This window comes from Enterobacter sp. BNK-29, from assembly GCF_048684785.1.
GTDB classification, from domain to species: Bacteria; Pseudomonadota; Gammaproteobacteria; order Enterobacterales; family Enterobacteriaceae; genus Enterobacter; species Enterobacter cloacae_M.
This window is the reverse complement of sequence record NZ_JBLQTU010000001.1, coordinates 3,409,978-3,425,078: the sequence shown is the minus strand read 5'-3', so window position 1 is coordinate 3,425,078 and position 15,101 is coordinate 3,409,978. Positions and strand designations below refer to the sequence as shown.

The following is a 15,101-nucleotide window of genomic DNA, read 5'->3' as shown; positions in this document are numbered from 1 at the left end:
GCTATTTTTGAAACACGGTAACAGTAACAGGAAATTATCATGCAGTTTGACTGGAGCGCCATCTGGCCTGCCATTCCTATCTTGCTTGAAGGCGCTAAAATGACCCTGTGGATTTCGGTCCTGGGTCTGGTTGGTGGGTTGATTATCGGTCTTGTCGCCGGTTTCGCCCGCACCTACGGCGGCTGGATCGCAAACCACATCGCACTGGTTTTCATCGAAGTGATCCGCGGCACCCCAATTGTCGTGCAGGTCATGTTCATCTACTTCGCCCTGCCAATGGCGTTCACCGACCTGCGCATCGACCCGTTCAGCGCGGCCGTCGTCACCATTATGATCAACTCAGGCGCCTACATTGCGGAAATCACCCGCGGTGCGGTGCTGTCGATTCATAAAGGTTTCAGTGAAGCCGGTCTGGCGCTAGGTCTTTCTCGTCGCGAAACGATCCGCCACGTTATTCTGCCGCTGGCGCTGCGTCGCATGCTGCCGCCGCTCGGTAACCAGTGGATCATCAGCATTAAAGATACGTCGCTGTTCATTGTTATCGGCGTGGCAGAGCTGACCCGTCAGGGGCAGGAGATCATTGCTGGCAACTTCCGCGCGCTGGAAATCTGGAGTGCGGTAGCCGTTGTCTACCTGATCATTACTCTGGTTCTGAGCTTCGTTCTGCGTCGTCTTGAAAGAAGGATGAAAATCCTGTGATTGAATTTAAAAACGTTTCCAAGCACTTTGGTCCAACCCAGGTGCTGCACAATATCGATCTGAACATCAAACAGGGTGAAGTGGTGGTGATTATTGGGCCATCCGGCTCTGGTAAATCCACCCTGCTGCGCTGCATAAACAAGCTGGAAGAGATCACCAGCGGCGATCTGATCGTCGACGGCCTGAAGGTAAACGACCCAAAAGTGGACGACCGTCTGATTCGTCAGGAAGCGGGCATGGTGTTCCAACAGTTCTACCTGTTCCCGCACCTCACGGCGCTGGAAAACGTGATGTTTGGCCCACTGCGCGTGCGCGGTGCCAGCAAAGCGGCGGCGGAAGCGCTGGCAAAAGATCTGCTGGCGAAAGTCGGCCTGGCAGAACGTGCGCACCACTACCCTTCCGAGCTGTCAGGCGGCCAACAGCAGCGTGTGGCGATTGCCCGCGCCCTGGCGGTCAAACCGAAAATGATGCTGTTTGATGAGCCTACGTCCGCCCTCGACCCGGAGCTGCGCCACGAGGTGCTGAAAGTCATGCAAGATCTGGCGGAAGAAGGGATGACGATGGTTATCGTGACCCACGAAATCGGCTTTGCTGAAAAAGTGGCGTCCCGCCTGATCTTTATTGATAAAGGCCGTATCGCGGAAGACGGTAACCCGCAGGAGCTGATTGCGAACCCGCCGAGCCAGCGTTTGCAGGAGTTCCTGCAGCACGTCTCCTGATCCATCGCTTTACGCTAAGCCGGGCTTGCCCGGCTTTTTTACGCCAGATTGTTCCCAAAAATCCCCCGCCGCGTCCCGACTTCTATACTTATCATTTTGTTCGACATTTTCACCGGAGGACTCCGTGCCGTGGATCCTGTTGCTGTTGATTAGCCTGTTTAGTGCGCCATCGTTCGCCGTCGCGATCCCCGGAGTGACCACCGGAAACACCGCTACCCAGCAAAGTACGCCGCCTCCGGAACCCGATGTTGAACAGAAAAAAGCCGCCTACGGTGCGCTTGCCGACGTCCTTGAAAACGACACCTCCCGGCAGGAGCTCATTGCTCAGCTGCGCAAAGCCGCCGCCACGCCGCCGCAGGAGTCGGTGCCAACCCTCACCCCTCCGCAGGTTGAGGAGCAAAAAACGGTGCTGGAAAACGTCACCGACGTGAGCCGCCACTATGGGGAAGCGCTCTCCTCGCGCTTCGCTCAGCTTTACCGCAACCTGATTGGCTCACCGCATAAGGCATTTAACCCGCAAACGTTTACCGCCGCCGCCACGCAGTTCCTGATGCTGGCGGGGGCGGTGTTTCTTTTTTACTGGCTGGTGCGCCTGTGCGCGTGGCCGCTGTACCGCAAAATGGGGCAATGGGGACGCAGGAAGAATCAGCATAAAAGCAGCTGGCTGCACCTGCCGTTGATGATAGCCTCAGCGTTTATCATCGATTTACTGCTGCTGGCGTTGACGCTGTTTTTAGGCCAGATGCTGGCAGACAGGCTGAATGCAGGCAACAAAACCATCGCCTTCCAGCAGTCGCTTTTCCTGAATGCCTTTGCCCTGATTGAGTTCTTCAAGGCGCTGCTGCGGATACTCTTTTGTCCGCACGTGCCGGAGCTGCGGCCTTTCTCCATTCGGGATGCGAGCGCGAAGTACTGGGCGCTGCGCCTGAGCGTGCTCAGCGGGCTGATTGGCTACGGCCTGCTGGTTGCCGTGCCGATCATCTCCAACCAGGTGAACGTCCAGTTTGGCGCGCTGGCAAACGTGCTGATCATGATCTGCATTACCGTCTGGTCGCTGTACCTTATCTTCCACAACAAAAAAACCATTACCCAAAGCCTGCTGAATCTGGCCGATCGCTCACTCTCGTTCTTTAGCCTCTTTATTCGCGCGTTCGCCCTGGTGTGGCACTGGCTGGCAAGCGCTTACTTCATCGTGCTGTGCTTCTTCTCGCTGTTTGACCCGGGCAATAGCCTGAAATTTATGATGGGGGCGACGTTCAAAAGCCTGGCCATTATCGGCATCGCGGCGTTTGTGTCGGGGCTGCTGTCGCGCTGGATCTCGAAAACCATCACCCTGTCGCCACAGGTGCAGCGTAATTACCCGGAACTGCAAAAACGGGTAAACGGCTGGATGTCGGTATCGCTCAAAGTGGCGCGCATTCTCACCGTCTGCGTGGCGATTATGCTGCTTCTGAATGCCTGGAGCCTGTTTGATTTCTGGAACTGGCTGCACAACGGTGCGGGTGAAAAAACGGTCGATATCCTGATTCGCATCGCGCTGATTTTGTTCTTCTCCGCCGTCGGCTGGACGCTGCTGGCGAGCCTTATTGAGAACCGCCTGGTATCGGATATTCACGGCAGGCCCCTGCCCAGCGCTCGGGCAAGAACGCTGTTAACCCTGTTCCGCAACGCGCTGGCGGTGATTATCAGCACCATCACCATCATGATCGTGCTGTCGGAAATCGGCGTGAATATCGCCCCGCTGCTGGCGGGTGCCGGTGCTCTGGGGCTGGCCATCTCCTTCGGCTCACAAACGCTGGTGAAGGATATTATTACCGGCATCTTTATCCAGTTTGAAAACGGGATGAACACCGGCGATCTGGTGACCATCGGGCCGTTAACCGGCACCGTGGAGAGGATGTCCATCCGTTCGGTTGGCGTGCGTCAGGACACCGGCGCCTACCACATCATTCCCTGGTCTTCGATCACCACCTTCGCCAACTTTGTGCGCGGCATTGGTTCCGTTGTGGCGAACTATGATGTGGATCGCCACGAGGATGCGGACAAAGCGAAGCAGGCGCTGCGCGATGCGGTAGAAGAACTGATGGAGATGGAGGATATTCGCGGGCTGGTGATCGGAGAGCCGTCATTTGCCGGCATCGTCGGGCTGACGAACACGGCGTTTACCCTGCGCGTGTCGTTCACCACCCAGCCGCTGAAGCAGTGGACGGTGCGCTTTGCCCTCGACAGCATGGTGAAAAAACACTTTGATCTGGCGAACGTGCGGATGCCCGTGCAGACGTATCAGGTATTGCCGCCGCCCGCATTGCCGCTCCCTCCGCAGGAGCCGACGCTGTAACCAAGCCGGGTGGCGGCTTCGCCCTACCCGGCTTACGACGGAGTGCTATTTGCGACGTTTGCTATTGTCCATAAACGTCCAGGCGATAAAGCGGCTCTGTTTCTGGCCCTGCGCCATCTCTTTTTTCACCACTTTTACGGCGCCCGCTTCGGTCAGCGCGCGGTAGAGCGGCGGCAGGTTATCCCCGCGGGAAACCAGCGTAGTGAACCACTTCACCTGACGGCCAAACTGTTTGCTTTCCGCAATCATGCGCAGGATAAACGCCACTTCGCCCCCTTCACACCAGAGCTCCTGCTGCTGTCCGCCGAAGTTCAGCGCGGCGTCTTCATCCTGACCCAGGTTACGGCGCTTGCGCTCGCTGCCCGCACGGGCCGATGCCGCCGAATCATGGAACGGCGGATTGCACATCGTGGCGTCATAGCTTTCGTTTTTGTGAATAATGCCGTTGAAGATCGACGCCGCGTCTTTCTGACGACGCAGGCGAATGGCGCGGCTCAATCCCGGGTTGGCGCTGATAATCGCCTGGGCGCTGGCAAAGGACTCGTCACCGATTTCGCTTCCGGTAAAGCGCCACTGATATTCATGCGCGCCGATCAGCGGGTAAATCAGGTTCGCCCCGGTGCCAATATCCAGAATGGTGGCCTGCTGTGGAACGACACCCTCATTGCCTTCGGCAAGAAGGTCGGCAAGGTGATGAACGTAATCCGCGCGGCCCGGCACGGGTGGACAGAGAAAGCCTTCCGGAATATCCCAGTGAGCCACACCGTAAAAATGCGCCAGCAGGGCTTTGTTCAGCATTTTAACCGCCTGCGGGTCAGCAAAGTTGACCGAGGGTTCACCCGCTGGGGTCTGAACAAGATAGTCCTGCAGCGGCGGGCAGCTCAGGCATAACGCGTTCATGTCGTAGCGGCTGCGGTGGCGATTTCGCGGGTGCAATCCCGGCTTTTGGGCAGTCATGGCATTCTCCTTTAAACAGCGGCGTAAGATACCCTTTGCTGACCCAACGGTAAATCTTTCTCTGCGGTGTTCAAAAAGTCGTCATAAATCAAACACCTTTATGTCTATGATCCGTCAGCGAATTGTCAATTTACATCGTTCAAAAAATAAGCAGATCATCATCAAATATTTGCGCTAAGTCACACTCGTCAGGCTTCTAAACTTAAAGGGAATCACCTGTTGTTTCCTCATGAGGATGTGATTATGAAAAAGTACCTGACCCTTGCTGTTATCGCAGCCGCACTGGCGACCGCGTCCTTCTCTGCCATGGCCGTTCAGTCACTGACCCAAAGTACCGATACGAGCCAGCTACGTCCTGCAGGCACCGTTTCGGTAAGCCGTGCCAGTAACCTTGACGATCTACAGGCTAAGCTCGCCGAAAAAGCCCGTCAGGAAGGTGCAAAAGGATTCGTGGTGAACTCCGCTGGCGGAGATAACCATATGTACGGCACTGCGACCATCTATAAATAACCTGTCTCTTCCGCAAGACTGCATCTGCCCAACGGGTGCAGTTCTCTTCTCCCTTCGCCTTGATTGTTCATTTTTTAACCCCATAGTAAACGTATGGCCTAAACCGATTTCAGGAGGACGCTATGGCTTCCGGCTGGGCAAATGACGACGCTGTTAACGAACAGATCAACAGTACTATTGAAGATGCGGTTGCGCGTGCCCGCGGTGAAATTCCGCGCGGTGAAAGCCTAACGGAATGCGAAGAATGCGGAGAGCCCATTCCGGAGGCGCGCCGAAAAGCCATTCCCGGCGTAAGGCTTTGCATCACGTGCCAGCAGCAGAAAGATTCAAAAAATGCATCACACTCAGGATATAATCGCAGAGGTTCTAAAGACAGCCAGTTACGTTGACTTTGCTTTACCAAAGCTAACCGAGCGCGCGCGTTCCTTTACGCTCACGGTTTTTAGCCAGACGCGTAGCAAAACGTGCCCTTCGCATCGCTTCTGTAAAGCGCATCCGCAAGAAGTGTAAAGTGGTGCTTTGAATTTATTAATATTCAATAAGTTATTTGTCATTCAATTTTTTTGAGCAACCACGTCAATTCTCTTCGATTTTATCACTCGCAAAAAACCGTGATACTTATCACATCGACGGAACATCGTCCCCTTAACAGAAACACCTGCGAGAGATTAATTATGAAAACCATCAAATATGCTGTAGCTGCTGTTGCCCTGTCCGCTCTGTCTTTCGGCGCTTTCGCTGTAGAGCCTGTCTCTTCTACTCAGGCACAGAACATGAACAAAGTCGGTGTGGTGAGTGCTGATGGCGCAACCACGCTGGACGGTCTGGAAGCCAAACTGGCTGAGAAAGCCGCTGCTGCCGGTGCAAGCGGATACACCATTACCTCCGCTAACGGCAATAACAAGCTGAGCGGTACCGCGGTTATCTACAAATAATCGCCTGAACGAATGCTGTACCCTCGCCATACCCTCTGGTGAGCTGCTCCACCCTCATTGACCCTGTTGTTGTTACCCTTGCTTGCCCGTCCGCCACTGGACGGGCTTTTTTTTGTCTAAAACGCCTGCGCCACGCGTTCAAGCCCGGCCTGAACGGATTCCACTTCTCCGGTTGCCAGCAAACAGCAGGCCATCTGCAGCTTGATCGAATGCGGAACAGGAACATTTCCGGCAAGGCACTGCTCAATCCAGTGGGCTGTGGTATGGGGATCTTTTGCCTCAGGTAATATCACACCGGTATTTTCTTCCCCGCGTTCCAGAACGGCGCGCGTGCCGGCAGAATCGATCAGCATCACCTGCGGGCAGCGCTGCGGGTTCGCATAAACCTCGCCCTCCGTGCCGTGCATCAGTAACGCCCTTGCGCCAATTGCCTCAAAGAACTGCCCCACGCGCGCCACGTATTCCGGATGCGAAACGCTGGAAAGACGCAGGGCGGCATCTTCGCCAAACGGCGTGGCCAGTTTCGCCAGCGTGTGCGCGCTGTTGCGCACGCCCATGCGCCAGCGCATATCGAGCTGCTTTTCCAGCGGCGGGCAGAGCGTGCCGACCGGGATATAAACAGGCTGATGGCCATCCAGCTTCGCCTGCGCCTGACCGGCATGACGCGTTGGCTCGATGCCCAGCATCCCGAAAATGGTCTCCGTCAGCACGCGGGTGGGATCTTCGCTTACGCCGTGCACCACCACCGGGAACCCCAGCTTGTGTAACAGGATAGCGAGCAGCGGGGTTAAATTTGCCTGCTTGCGCGCGCCGTTGTAGCTCGGGATCACGATCGGCATCGGTTTTGCCACCGGCGGCGTTAAGCGCAGCGTTTGCGCCTGCATGGCTTCATAGAAGCCGCGCATCTCCGCTTCACCTTCGCCTTTGATACGCAGCGCGATCAGAATGCCCCCCATCTCCAGGTCGGGGACGTCGCCCTCCAGCATGCGGGTATAAAGCGCACGCGCGGTTTCATGGTCCAGATCGCGGGCATGATTTTTCCCGCGCCCTACCTCTTTGATAATTTTACGATAATCCACGACATTTCTCCTTACAGCAGGTTATCAACAATATAGCCCTGATGATGACTTCGCTGTTAGTTTTTTTGACTACCATGCGTTTTTTTATAATCAATTGTTTTGGTAAGAAAAATTATTTTTCAAGAATTAATTGAATTATTTGGAAGCCGCGCGGGATCTTTCCCTGCCTGAGTTTTCTGATTAAATAGCCAGCGGTGAGTAGTTGAGACATAACTTCGAATAATGCGGGATGCAAAGGTCGAAAGGAGAAACATACAGGTTTAAATATGAAAAAGGTCACTTTAGGTTTATTCATTGCTGCCGCTTTGGGATGCTCTGCATCTTCTTTCGCGGCATCCACCGGTGAGGGGCAAATTAACTTCACAGGTGAAATTATCGATTCCGCCTGTCAGGTGGTTAACGGCATAAGCAGTCCGCTGAATGTTGCGCTGGGCAAAGTCTCCAAAACAGCATTTACTGGCGCAGGCTCTACCAGCACCTTAACGAAATTTGATATTCAGTTAAAAGACTGCCCGGAAACGGTCACGTCTGCAGCCATCAACTTCGGTGGTACGCCAGATGCGGATAATAACACCACGCTGGCCTTGACCCCGGGTGCTACGGCTGCAACTGGCGTGGCGATTCAGCTGGTTGATTCTTCCGACCAGCCCGTCAGTTTATATACGCCTTCGAAGCAGTATCCTTTAGCTGCTGGCACGACGGTAAATAATCTGGGGTTTGGCGCACGTTATATTCAGACTCAGGCATCGATCACTGCCGGCCAGGCTAACTCAGCGTCTACTTTTACAGTTATTTATAACTGATACGATCAATAAGGAGATATTAACCTTCACGTAAAGGTTAATATCTCCTCTTTCTTTGAGACAGATTTATGCGACACCGTTATTTATTAAGCGCACTTTTACTGACTGCAGTAACAGCCCATGCAGGTGTGATTATTAATGGCACCCGACTGGTTTATCAGGGAGAGAAAAAAGAGTCTTCGATTGGGATTTCCAATCCGGATGATGTTGACTATCTGGTACAGTCCGGGGTAGATACCGGTTTGAAAAAAGCCGGTAAAGCGCCATTTCTGATTACCCCGCCTCTGTTCCGTCTGAACGCTAAAGAAGATAACGTGTTACGTGTGGTGCGCACCGGCGGAAATATGCCAGAAGATCGCGAGTCGTTATACTGGTTAAATATTAAAGCCATTCCTTCTTCACGTCATGAAGAGGGCGTTAATACATTACAAATAGCCATAAATACACGTATTAAATTGCTGTATCGCCCTGCATCGATTAAAGGCAAACCCGAAGAAGTGGCAGATAAACTGGAATGGCACCGCGAAGGTAACGATCTGGTGGTTAACAACCCCACGCCTTTCTATATGAATTTCCAGAGCGTAACGCTGAACGGCCAAAAAGTGGCAAAAGCTACCTGGGCTGTGCCAGATACCTCTACCCGCTTTGCCCTTCCGGCAAATATGAGCGGTAACACCGTGAGCTGGTCGGTCATTAACGATTACGGAAGCATCAGTAAAACCTGGTCTGCATCCGTTCGTTAATACTCTATTCGACGCCTGGATAATCATGTACAGCACAACTAAGCCGCTATTACGTCGACTGCGTGAAATGCTGCCCACTTTTTGTGGGATAGCGGTGACATGCTGCGCGCTCCAGGCCCACGCTGATGATTATTTTAACCCTGCCCTGCTGGATATTGATAATCCAGAGCAGGCAAAGACCGATCTCTCTGTTTATGAAAAAGGTCCAGGTCAGGCGCCAGGTAAATATCAGGTCACGATGTTCGTCAATAACAATAAAATCGACACCCGTGACGTCCTTTTTACATTACAAAAAGATGCGCAGGGAGATGATTCCCTGCAGCCCTGCCTGAGTCTGGATGAATTAACGCATCTGGGCATCAAAACAAAAGATTATCCAAAGCTGGCGGCAAAAGGGGAATGCGCGGATCTCAGCGCCATCCCTTCGGCCTCGGCGACTTTCCGCATCAAAAACCAGCAACTACTGCTGAGTATTCCCCAGTCGGCGCTGGGCCAGGTGCCTCGCGGCTACATCGCTCCGAAAGAGTATGACGAAGGGATCACCGCGGGCATCCTGAATTATAGCGTTAACGCCAGCCAAAGCCACGCCCGCCAGCATGGGAAAGCGGACAACAGCAGCCAGTTTATTAACCTGCGACCCGGTTTTAACACCGGTGCCTGGCGCGTGCGTAATTACAGCACCTGGAACCACAATTCGGATGGCGGTCAGGACGACGGCAAGCTGACCCCGGTCTATACCTATGCCCAGCGCGATATCGTAGGGCTGAAGAGCGAACTGACCGTGGGGCAGAGCAGCACCCAGGCCGACGTTTTCGACAGTGTCTCTTATACTGGCGCACAGCTGGCTACCGAAAGCGACATGCTGCCCGACAGCGAGCGCGGGTATGCCCCGGTGGTACGCGGTACGGCGCACAGTAACGCCCAGGTGGTGGTTCGCCAGAATGGCTACGTTATCTATCAAAACACCGTCGCCCCCGGCGCGTTTGAGATTAACGATCTCTACCCCACCGGCAGCAGCGGCGATCTGAACGTCACGGTAAAAGAGACAGACGGCAGCGAGAGTCATTTCGTGGTGCCGTTTGCCTCCGTGCCGGTGCTGCAGCGGGAAAAACACCTGAAGTACAGCATCGCTGCAGGGCGCTACCGTTCATACGATAAAGAGATTGAGAAGACCCCTTTCGCCCAGGGCAGCGCCATCTATGGTCTGTCACACGGCGTCACCGTTTACGGCGGTGCGCAGCAGAGTTCGCATTACCACTCCGCCGCGCTCGGCGCAGGGAAAAATTTTGGTGACCTCGGCGCGTTCTCCTTAGACATTACCCGCGCCAAAGCGTTACTGAAAAAGCGCAAAACCAGCAAAGGGCAATCTCTTCGTCTGCGCTACAGCAAAAATATTACCGCGACCGGCACTAACTTTTCCCTGGCGGGTTATCGCTACAACAGCAAAGGCTTTTACACCCTGCAGGACACCATGGAGTCCTGGACCAGTGCAAACGACTGGTCCGCTCCACAGCAGCGCCGCGCACGGGCGGAGGCCACCATCGACCAAACGCTGGGCGACAAGTGGGGTTCGGTGGCGCTAAGCCTGGTGAAAGAGAGTTACTGGAGCCAGAGCCAGGATATGACCTCCCTGAGCGTTAACTACAACAATAGCTGGCACGGCGTGAGCTATAGCCTGAGCTACAGCGTCAATAAAAACAGCGACGACATGAACGAGGACGGTAAATCCATCAGCTATGACCGACAAATCGGCCTCAACGTGTCGGTTCCGCTCGACCGCTGGCTGCCTAACACCTGGGCAAACTACAGCCTGAACAACAGTAAAGACGGCACCACCCACAACCTGGGCCTGAATGGTACCGCGCTGGAGGGAGACAAGCTGAGCTGGAACGTTCAGCAGGGACTGGACAGCGCCAATAACAACACATCCACAAGTATGAATGCGGATTACAAAGGCACCTACGGTGAAGTGCAGGGCGGCGTAAGCCAGGACAGCCATCAGCATACCGTGAACGCCGGGATCCAGGGCGGCATCGTCGCCCACTCTGACGGCGTCACCTTTGGTCAGACCCTGGGCGAAACCGTGGTGCTGATTAAAGCGCCGGGAACACATGGCACGCACATTGCCAACCAGACGGGCGTGGAAACGGACTATCGCGGCTATACGCTTGTGCCCTTTGTCACTCCGTGGCGCCACAACCCAATTTCTCTGGATACCGAGACGCTGCCAGAAGATGCCGACGTGACACACGCCTCGCAGACGGTAACACCAACACGCGGCGCGATAGTTCGTGCCAGCTTCGATACTCGCGTTGGCAACCGCGTCTTAATGACGCTGGCCTGGAAAGACAAACCGCTGCCCTTCGGCGCAACGGTCACCACGGAAGACAAGAGCAGTGAATTTATCGTCGGTAACGACGGCCTGGTGTATCTCACCGGACTGCCGCAGCACGGACGCCTTTTCGTTTCCTGGGGCAAGGAGGCGAGCGAGCATTGCGTCGCCGATTACGCCCTGACGCAAGAGAAGGATGACACCAACATTATTAACGCTGCCGCGCAGTGTCACTGATTAACACCGGACCGATCATGATGCAGATAGCAAAATCGTTTTTCTTACTTGTAGTTCTGGCGACGGCAGCACTCTTTATGCCGCACGCAAAGGCCAACTGTGTCTCACCAAATTTACCAGCGCTGCTATCGTTAGCGTCTATTTCAGTACCTACCAGCCTTCCCGTGGGAGAGACCATTCCGGGAACGGAACGTTCGGCTCACATTGCGGGGGGCTGCTATACAGCCGAAGACGCAGGCCGTCAGATCATTGCCTGTTACCACGGCCTGGGTAGAGAGACTCCCAATATCCCTGGTGTTTATGAATCGGGTGTTGCCGGGATCGGCGTGTCGCTCCGAAATAGTAAAGGGGAGCGTGTGATGGGAGCAGCAGACCAAATCTGCACAACTAAGTCTTCCGTGGGTCAAGTGTCTGATTCGACGGGTAGCGATGGTTCATTTGCGTTTAGCTTCGACGTCTCGCTGGAACTGGTGAAAACCAGCGAGGTGGTAACCGCCGGTACACTCACATCCAGTAATACGCAATTTGGCTTTGGTGTTGAGCAAATAGAAAGCTTGAGTTATCCAAACACCCTCTCCTATTCAGGTAACGTAGTGGTTAAAGCAGTAACCTGCAACGTATCACCCAAATCTCTGACCGTCACGCTGGGGGATTTTCCGGTGAGCCGTTTTACCGGTCCGGGAACCCTGGTCTCCCAGTCGGTATTCAATATCGACATGCTCTGCGATCAGGATGTGCAGCCGGAAATGATGGTCACCAGCGCCAATGGCTATGAAACGAATTTTCCTGGCGTGATCAAATTAACGCCGGAAAACGGCGTGGCGACCGGCGTGGGGGTGAAAATGCTCTTTAACGGTCAGATACCTGTTTTCGGGCAATATATGAATACCTTTACCGCCTATGCCAATATCCGCTCGCAATATCCCTTCAGCGTCTCTTACGAACAAACCAGCCCGGAGGTGACGCCCGGAACGGCGAATGCCGTCGCAACCATTACGGTGGCCTACAAATGAAAACCTTATTAGCCCTTTTACTCCTTGGAGTGGCCAGCCAGAGCCTGGCGGAAGAGATTCAGCTCGATATTCGCGGAAACATTTACGCCAACGCCTGCCAGGTAGACAGCACCAGCCAGAACCTGACGGTCAATCTCGGCAAAGCGAATACCGGCGATTTTAAGGACGTGGGCGATACCGGACAATGGAATTCATTCGACTTAACCCTGTCGAAATGTCCAACCACTTCCGTGCTGGCCACGGCCACCTTTCACGGTCAGCCAGACAGTATTCATCCGACTAAATTCGCCAGCACCGGAACCGCGAAAGGACTGGCGCTGGAGCTTGCCGACCCGCAGGATCAGATCTCGCTTGCCCCGGACGCCAGCTTCAGCGTGTTGATCAACCAGGACAATCACACGGCGGATTTCCCGCTGGCCGCCCGCTATTACGCCACCTCATTGCCGGTCACGGCAGGAACGTTCAGCAGCGTGGTGCAGGTGACCTTCATTTACCAGTAGGACCGCGCCCCTTAGCTCGGATGCTTTTCTTGCGCCCGGCGGTCAGTTTGACCGGCTGTTTTTTTACCTCGGGCACCTCTGGCTGTTCAATCGGAAAGATCGGCAGCGCGTTCAGGAGCCGTTGGCCGTAATTTTTGGTGAGCAGACGTTTGTCATAAATCACCACCTCGCCCCAGCAGCCGTGGCTACGAATCAAGCGCCCGACCTGCTGAATCAGGTTAAACGACGCCGCAGGCAAACTCTGCACTTCAAACGGATAGCGGTTGAGGCTTTTCAGCCATTCCCCCTCGGTGATCACTACCGGGCTGTCGATGGGCGGGAAGGCGATTTTATGGATATGCACCTGCGTCAGATAGTCGCCTTTCAAATCCAGACCTTCAGCAAACGACTGCAGCCCCACCAGCACGCTGCGCTCGCCGTTATCAATGCGCTTACGGTGGGTTTCGACCAGCCGGTAGCGCGGCTGATCCCCCTGCACCAGCAGGAGTAAACGCAGATCGGTGACGTGTTCGAGGAAACGCTGCATCGCCCGCCCGCTGGCAAACAGCACCAGCATGCCGGGGTACTTTTTACTCTCGACCTGCTCGCGGAAGTAGGCCGCCATTTCCGCGATGTGCTGCTCCTCGTTGTCGATGAGCGGCTCGAATTTCATGCGCGGAATGACCAGCTTGCCCTGCTCGCAGTGGTTAAACGGCGATTCCAGCGCCACGAAACGGTCGCCCGCTTTCTCTTTTAGCCCGCTCATCTCCTGCAGCCTTGAGAAGCTGTTCAGGGAACGCAGCGTGGCAGAGGTGACAACCACGTGCGGCACGCTGCGCCAGATCAGCTTTTCCAGCTGATCGGCCACGCGGATGCCCACGCAGTGGAAAAAGAGATGAACCTGCCCGTCCCGCACGTCGCGGGTCGCCCATTTGGTGACCGGCGCGCCGGACGCCTGCGCCATCGAGGCCAGCCGCCAGAGCTTGCTCTGCGCTTCAAACATCCCCAGCGCGCGGTTCATCTGCAGCAGGACGCGGTGCAGACGCACCACGTCATGCGAGCCGGTTTTCTCGCTGAGATCGTTTAAGAACATCTCCGCCAGCCCGCGCAGCTTTTCCAGATGCTTCGCCAGCTGCTGGCAGATCGCCATCACCTCTTCCGGCAGTTCGCCCATGGCAAAGCGGTGTTCGGCCTCCTGAGTTGCCGGAAGATAAAGATTCAAGATGTTGTTCAGGGATGAAATGAGGCTATAGACCTCTTCACAGTGGTCGCTCAGACGCTCCGGAACCGCCAGCGGCGGCGTGGTTTTCGGGCGGAACTGCTCCATGCAGGTGGCGACAAGCTTACAGAAGAGATCCAGCTGCAGGCGGAACCACGGAGCGGTAATTTCCGCGCTCATCTCCAGCGCGTCGCGCGCCACGTCCGGCAGATGATGGCCTTCATCAAGCACCAGCAGCAGGTTTTTAGGCTCCGGCAGCACCGCTTCGCTCTCCAGCGCCGCCATCACCAGCGCGTGGTTTGCCACAACCACCTCCGCCTCCTGAATTTCGCGCCGGGCGACAAAGAACGGGCATTCGCGGTAGTAGTGGCAGTTGCGGTTCAGGCAGCTGGCTTTGTCGGTGCTGAGCCTGCGCCACAGGTCATCGCTGATGGCCTGGCTGGTGTGATCCCGCAGGCCGTCCCACTTATAGCCGTCGAGCTCGACTTTGAGTTTTGCACACTGCTCCTGCTCGGCCTTATTGTTTGGCGTCAGCTCGTCATCCAGAAACGCGAGCAGATCCTGCTGATTCGGCTCGCTGCTGGCCAGCGCCGCCAGGTTACGCGGACACACGTAACGCCCGCGCCCAAAGGCTGCCGTAAACCGCAGGTCGGGGATGATTTTGCGCAGCAGGGGTAAATCCTTGCTGAAGATCTGGTCCTGCAGCGCCACGTTGGCGGTGCTGACCACCAGCGTTTTGTCCTCTTCCCGCGCAATCGCGATGCCGGGAATGAGATACGACAGGGTTTTCCCGACGCCGGTCGGGGCTTCAATCGCCAGATGTCGCCCGTCGTCCCCGGCGAGCGTTTTTGCCACGTCGGCAATCATCTGCCGCTGCGGCGCTCGGGGGATAAAATCGGGGATCTGCTGCTGTAGCGCCTTATACCATGCGCCAATTTGCGCCTTGAGCGCAGCGGTTAAAGCCATCGGAAAACCTGAAATACTGTATAAACAGCCACTATTGTGGCACTTTCTCTTCGCTGCCGCAAAAAGAAAAGC

The 15,101-nt window shown here is 55.3% G+C and carries 14 protein-coding genes; 11 read left to right on the top strand and 3 right to left on the bottom strand.

All coding sequences use genetic code 11. From position 1 onward, the window contains the following. The first annotated feature begins 39 nt into the window (after positions 1–39). From glnP to ybiO, 3 genes are all read left to right on the top strand, one after another. On the top strand, positions 40–699 hold the full coding sequence (gene glnP / locus ACMGGX_RS16355) for a glutamine ABC transporter permease GlnP (RefSeq protein ID WP_014169254.1): 660 nt from the start codon (positions 40–42) through the stop codon (positions 697–699). Continuing rightward, positions 696–1,418, top strand: a complete 723-nt coding sequence (glnQ, locus tag ACMGGX_RS16350) for a glutamine ABC transporter ATP-binding protein GlnQ (RefSeq protein WP_023310879.1) — start codon at positions 696–698, stop codon at positions 1,416–1,418. Before glnP ends, glnQ begins: the two co-directional genes overlap by 4 nt. 124 nt (positions 1,419–1,542) lie before the next feature. Beyond that, positions 1,543–3,756 (top strand): mechanosensitive channel protein, encoded by a 2,214-nt coding sequence (gene ybiO / locus ACMGGX_RS16345; protein ID WP_420298606.1) that lies wholly within the window; start codon positions 1,543–1,545, stop codon positions 3,754–3,756. Positions 3,757–3,801: 45 nt separating this feature from the next. Here the strand turns inward: ybiO and rlmF are convergent, their stop codons facing one another. After that, complete coding sequence (gene rlmF, locus ACMGGX_RS16340; protein ID WP_420298605.1) at positions 3,802–4,713, bottom strand: 23S rRNA (adenine(1618)-N(6))-methyltransferase RlmF; 912 nt, start codon at positions 4,711–4,713, stop codon at positions 3,802–3,804. A 243-nt stretch (positions 4,714–4,956) separates the two neighbouring features. On the opposite strand from rlmF, the gene mcbA reads away from it, so the two are divergent. From mcbA to ybiJ, 3 genes are all read left to right on the top strand, one after another. Further along, complete coding sequence (gene mcbA, locus ACMGGX_RS16335; RefSeq protein ID WP_032661263.1) at positions 4,957–5,223, top strand: DUF1471 family periplasmic protein McbA; 267 nt, start codon at positions 4,957–4,959, stop codon at positions 5,221–5,223. Positions 5,224–5,345: 122 nt separating this feature from the next. Beyond that, positions 5,346–5,612 carry a DksA/TraR family C4-type zinc finger protein gene (locus ACMGGX_RS16330; RefSeq protein WP_023310875.1) on the top strand — a complete coding sequence of 89 codons (267 nt, stop codon included), beginning with the start codon at positions 5,346–5,348 and terminating at the stop codon, positions 5,610–5,612. A 285-nt stretch (positions 5,613–5,897) separates the two neighbouring features. After that, on the top strand, positions 5,898–6,158 hold the full coding sequence (gene ybiJ / locus ACMGGX_RS16325; RefSeq protein ID WP_023310874.1) for a DUF1471 family protein YbiJ: 261 nt from the start codon (positions 5,898–5,900) through the stop codon (positions 6,156–6,158). 116 nt (positions 6,159–6,274) lie between these two features. Here ybiJ and ybiB read toward each other — a convergent pair whose 3' ends face one another. Then, complete coding sequence (gene ybiB, locus ACMGGX_RS16320) at positions 6,275–7,237, bottom strand: DNA-binding protein YbiB (protein ID WP_063442308.1); 963 nt, start codon at positions 7,235–7,237, stop codon at positions 6,275–6,277. 266 nt (positions 7,238–7,503) lie between these two features. Here ybiB and ACMGGX_RS16315 point away from each other — a divergent pair, with 266 nt between their 5' ends. The 5 genes from ACMGGX_RS16315 to ACMGGX_RS16295 all read left to right on the top strand — a co-directional run bounded on the left by ACMGGX_RS16315 (position 7,504) and on the right by ACMGGX_RS16295 (position 12,865). Next, a complete protein-coding gene (locus ACMGGX_RS16315; protein WP_420298604.1) occupies positions 7,504–8,040 on the top strand; it encodes a fimbrial protein in 537 nt (178 codons plus the stop codon). A 68-nt stretch (positions 8,041–8,108) separates the two neighbouring features. Continuing rightward, entirely contained in the window at positions 8,109–8,783 is a 675-nt protein-coding gene (locus ACMGGX_RS16310) for a molecular chaperone (protein ID WP_325760236.1), read from the top strand. A 25-nt stretch (positions 8,784–8,808) separates the two neighbouring features. Beyond that, entirely contained in the window at positions 8,809–11,352 is a 2,544-nt protein-coding gene (locus ACMGGX_RS16305; protein WP_407065664.1) for a fimbria/pilus outer membrane usher protein, read from the top strand. A 17-nt stretch (positions 11,353–11,369) separates the two neighbouring features. Then, positions 11,370–12,365 carry a fimbrial protein gene (locus tag ACMGGX_RS16300; protein WP_320338381.1) on the top strand — a complete coding sequence of 332 codons (996 nt, stop codon included), beginning with the start codon at positions 11,370–11,372 and terminating at the stop codon, positions 12,363–12,365. After that, positions 12,362–12,865, top strand: a complete 504-nt coding sequence (locus tag ACMGGX_RS16295; RefSeq protein WP_063442302.1) for a fimbrial protein — start codon at positions 12,362–12,364, stop codon at positions 12,863–12,865. Before ACMGGX_RS16300 ends, ACMGGX_RS16295 begins: the two co-directional genes overlap by 4 nt. On the opposite strand, the gene dinG is transcribed toward ACMGGX_RS16295, so the two are convergent. Beyond that, entirely contained in the window at positions 12,852–15,029 is a 2,178-nt protein-coding gene (gene dinG, locus ACMGGX_RS16290) for an ATP-dependent DNA helicase DinG (protein ID WP_348560791.1), read from the bottom strand. The two genes, ACMGGX_RS16295 and dinG, sit on opposite strands and share 14 nt — an antisense overlap. Between the last annotated feature and the right edge of the window lie 72 nt (positions 15,030–15,101).